At 46.0% G+C, this 3,644-nt stretch carries 4 protein-coding genes; all 4 read left to right on the top strand.

Features of this window, described 5'->3' with window-relative positions; all coding sequences use genetic code 11:
• Nucleotides 1-1,011 (top strand): type II secretion system minor pseudopilin GspK (gene gspK, locus AB4496_RS06960; RefSeq protein WP_372130727.1); only part of this gene is annotated, 1,011 nt, incomplete at its 5' end.
• Entirely contained in the window at nt 980-2,227 is a 1,248-nt protein-coding gene (gspL, locus tag AB4496_RS06955; protein WP_102249014.1) for a type II secretion system protein GspL, read from the top strand. The genes gspK and gspL, both read left to right, overlap by 32 nt.
• A gap of 19 nt (nt 2,228-2,246) precedes the next feature.
• Entirely contained in the window at nt 2,247-2,729 is a 483-nt protein-coding gene (locus AB4496_RS06950) for a type II secretion system protein M (RefSeq protein WP_102257548.1), read from the top strand.
• A gap of 7 nt (nt 2,730-2,736) precedes the next feature.
• Entirely contained in the window at nt 2,737-3,516 is a 780-nt protein-coding gene (locus tag AB4496_RS06945) for a type II secretion system protein N (RefSeq protein WP_102257549.1), read from the top strand.
• Nucleotides 3,517-3,644: the final 128 nt, after the last annotated feature.

The following is a 3,644-nucleotide window of genomic DNA, read 5'->3' as shown; positions in this document are numbered from 1 at the left end:
GCTGTGGGGCGTAAACAGCGTGGTGTCGCGCTGATCATTATTCTGATGCTTTTGGCGATCATGGCAACCATAGCTGGCAGTATGTCGGAGCGTCTGTTTACGCAATTCAAACGCGTTGGCAATCAACTGAATTACCAACAGGCTTACTGGTATAGCATTGGTGTAGAAGCACTTGTCCAAGACGGTATTAGGCAAAGTTATAAAGATAGTGATACGGTGAACTTAAGCCAGCCATGGGCGTTAGAGGAGCAGGTATACCCATTGGATTATGGCCAAGTTAAAGGGCGTATCGTTGATGCGCAGGCTTGTTTCAATCTTAATGCGCTCGCTGGGATTACGACGACATCAAGTAACCAACCCCCTTATTTAGTGAAGGTTTGGCAAACCTTACTGGAAAACCAAAATGTGGAGCCTTATCAGGCTGAGGTTATCGCAAATTCAAGTTGGGAATTTCTGGACTCTGATACTCGAGCCACCTCTTCTACGGGGGTAGAAGACAGCACTTATGAGGCGATGAAGCCAGCTTATTTGGCGGCGAATGGCTTAATAGCAGATGAATCGGAGCTGCGAGCCGTTTATCAGGTCTCTGGTGAGGCAATGGAAAAGGTACATCCATTTATTTGCGCTTTGCCCACTGATGATTTCCGATTAAACGTGAATACCATCTCGGAAAAGCAGGCATCTTTACTGGAAGCAATGTTTGCACCCGGTCTAAGTGAATCGGACGCCAAACAGCTGATAGACAAGCGCCCATTTGATGGCTGGGATTCGGTGGATGCGTTTATGGCTGAGCCTGCTATTGTTGGTGTGAGTGCAGAAGTCAGCAAACAAGCGAAAGCATATTTAACTGTAGATAGCGCCTATTTTGAGCTAGATGCAGAGGTATTAGTTGAGCAGTCTCGTGTACGTATACGAACGCTTTTCTATAGTAGTAATAGAGAAACAGTGACGGTAGTACGCCGTCGTTTTGGAGGAATCCGTGAGCGAGTTTCTGACCGTTCGACTGAGTAGCGAGCCACAAAGCCCAGTGCAGTGGTTGGTTTGGTCGACAAGCCAACAAGAAGTGATAGCAAGTGGTGAGCTGTCTAGCTGGGATCAGCTTGATGAGTTAACGCCTTACGCTGAAAAGCGTAGCTGTATCGCTTTATTGCCGGGAAATGAGTGCTTAATTAAGCGTGTTGAAATTCCGAAAGGTGCTGCTCGCCAGTTCGACTCTATGCTGCCATTTTTGTTAGAAGACGAAGTGGCACAAGATATCGAAGACTTACATCTAACCATTTTAGATAAAGATGCAACGCACGCTACTGTGTGTGGTGTAGATCGCGAGTGGTTAAAACAAGCTTTAGACCAGTTTCGCAAAGCCAATATTATTTTCCGTAAGGTGCTACCAGATACACTAGCCGTGCCTGTTGAAGATCAAGGCATCAGTGCATTGCAAATCGACCAGCATTGGCTATTACGTCAAGGTCACTCTCAACGTCAAGGTAACTATCAAGCCGTATCAATCAGCGAAGCATGGTTAGCGATGTTTTTGCAAAGTGATTGGGTTGTGGCTGACGACGAAGACCAACCTACGACTATCTTCAGCTATACCGCAATGCCGAGCGACGATGTACAGCAGCAAAGCGGTATGGAATGGCAAGCAAAGCCTGCGGAATTGGTGATGTCCTTATTGAGCCAACAAGCGATCACCAGCGGCGTAAATTTACTGACGGGCACCTTTAAAACCAAATCTTCTTTCAGTAAATATTGGCGTGTATGGCAGAAGGTGGCGATCGCTGCTTGCTTGCTGGTGGCCGTGATTGTGACTCAACAAGTGTTGAAGGTGCAGCAATACGAAGCACAAGCACAAGCCTATCGCATGGAGAGTGAGCGTATCTTTAGAGCCGTTCTGCCAGGTAAACAACGAATTCCGACAGTAAGCTACCTTAAACGTCAGATGAATGACGAAGCTAAGAAATACGGTGGCTCAGGCGATGGTGACTCCTTACTTGGTTGGTTAGCATTGCTGCCAGAAACGTTAGGACAAGTGAAATCGATCGAAGTCGAAAGCATTCGCTATGATGGCAATCGTTCTGAAGTTCGATTACAAGCTAAAAGCGCTGATTTTCAACATTTTGAGACGGCTAAAGTGAAACTTGAAGAGAAGTTTTCCGTTGAACAAGGGCCATTGAACCGTAATGGCGATGCCGTATTTGGTAGTTTTACCCTTAAGCCCCGTCAGTAACTGCGCAAGGAGATCAGTGATGAGAAATATAATTGAACCACTCCAAGCGTGGTGGACTTCAATAAGTCAAAGAGAGCAACGATTAGTCGTTGGTTGCTCAATTTTATTGGTAGTAGGTATCATTTATTGGGGGCTAATACAGCCCCTCAGTCAGCGAGCTGAACTGGCACAGAATCGCATTCAAAGTGAAAAACAACTACTGGCTTGGGTTACTAATAAAGCCAATGAAGTGGTTGAACTAAGAGGCAATGGTGGCATTAGTGCTAGTCAGCCTTTGAATCAATCCGTGCCTGCATCTATGCGTCGCTTCAAGATCGAATTGATACGAGTGCAACCACGTGGCGAGATGCTGCAAGTGTGGATTAAACCTTTGCCATTTAATCAATTTGTTGATTGGCTGACATACCTGAAAGAAAAGCAGGGTGTTGAGGTTGAGTTTATGGATATTGATCGCTCTGATAGCCTTGGGGTTATTGACGTCAACCGACTACAGTTTAAATGAGGTTAATGTGAAACGCGGTTTATCTTTTAAGTATGGTTTGTTATTTAGCAGCATCTTTATCGTTTTTTTCTCGGTAAGTTTGTTGCTGCACTTGCCGGCTTCTTTTGTTCTTAAACATGCGCCCGTTGTACGTGGTTTAAGCATTGAAGGCGTTGAGGGCACCGTTTGGCAAGGTCGCGCTAACAATATTGCGTGGCAGCGTGTCAATTACGGCTCAGTGCAGTGGGACTTCCAGTTCTCTAAACTATTCCAAGCCAAAGCAGAACTTGCAATTCGCTTTGGTCGTAACAGCGACATGAACTTATCTGGTAAAGGGCTTATCGGGTATAGCATGAGCGGTGCTTACACGGAAAACTTAGTGGCATCAATGCCAGCTAGCAACGTGATGAAGTATGCGCCAGCGATACCTGTGCCAGTGTCTATTGCAGGACAAGTTGAACTGACTATCAAACATGCGGTTCATGCTCAACCTTGGTGCCAATCGGGTGAAGGTACGCTTGCTTGGTCGGGCGCTGCGGTTGATTCTCCGGTTGGCTCGTTAGATTTTGGCCCTGTGATTGCTGACATCAGTTGTGAAAACAGCACTGTTTCAGCGAAAGGTAATCAGAAGAGTGCTCAAGTTGATAGTGAGTTTTCTGCGAGCGTAACGCCAAATCAAAGCTACACCTCGGCCGCATGGTTTAAGCCGGGCGCTGAATTCCCACCTGCGATGCAGAGTCAGCTTAAGTGGTTGGGCAACCCTGACAGCCAAGGTAAGTACCAATTTACTTATCAAGGCCGTTTTTAGCTAAATAGCTAAGGGTTACTAAACGATGAAATATAAATAAAACGGGCACCTCAGTGAGGTGCCCGTTTTATTTTTTCTGAGAATCTAGAGGATATCTGACGGTTAAAGAGAGCAAGTAAGCCTAGTCT

Source organism: Vibrio sp. 10N.222.46.A1 (assembly GCF_041473595.1).
Taxonomy (GTDB): Bacteria; Pseudomonadota; Gammaproteobacteria; order Enterobacterales; family Vibrionaceae; genus Vibrio; species Vibrio tasmaniensis_A.
The sequence above is the reverse complement of the archived record's forward strand: the minus strand, read 5'-3'. Positions and strand labels throughout refer to the sequence as shown.

Bases quoted from the DNA above. Each gene is read 5' to 3' on its own strand.
- AB4496_RS06950 (WP_102257548.1), top strand. From the start codon at position 2,247: ATGAGAAATATAATTGAACCACTCCAAGCGTGGTGGACTTCAATAAGT.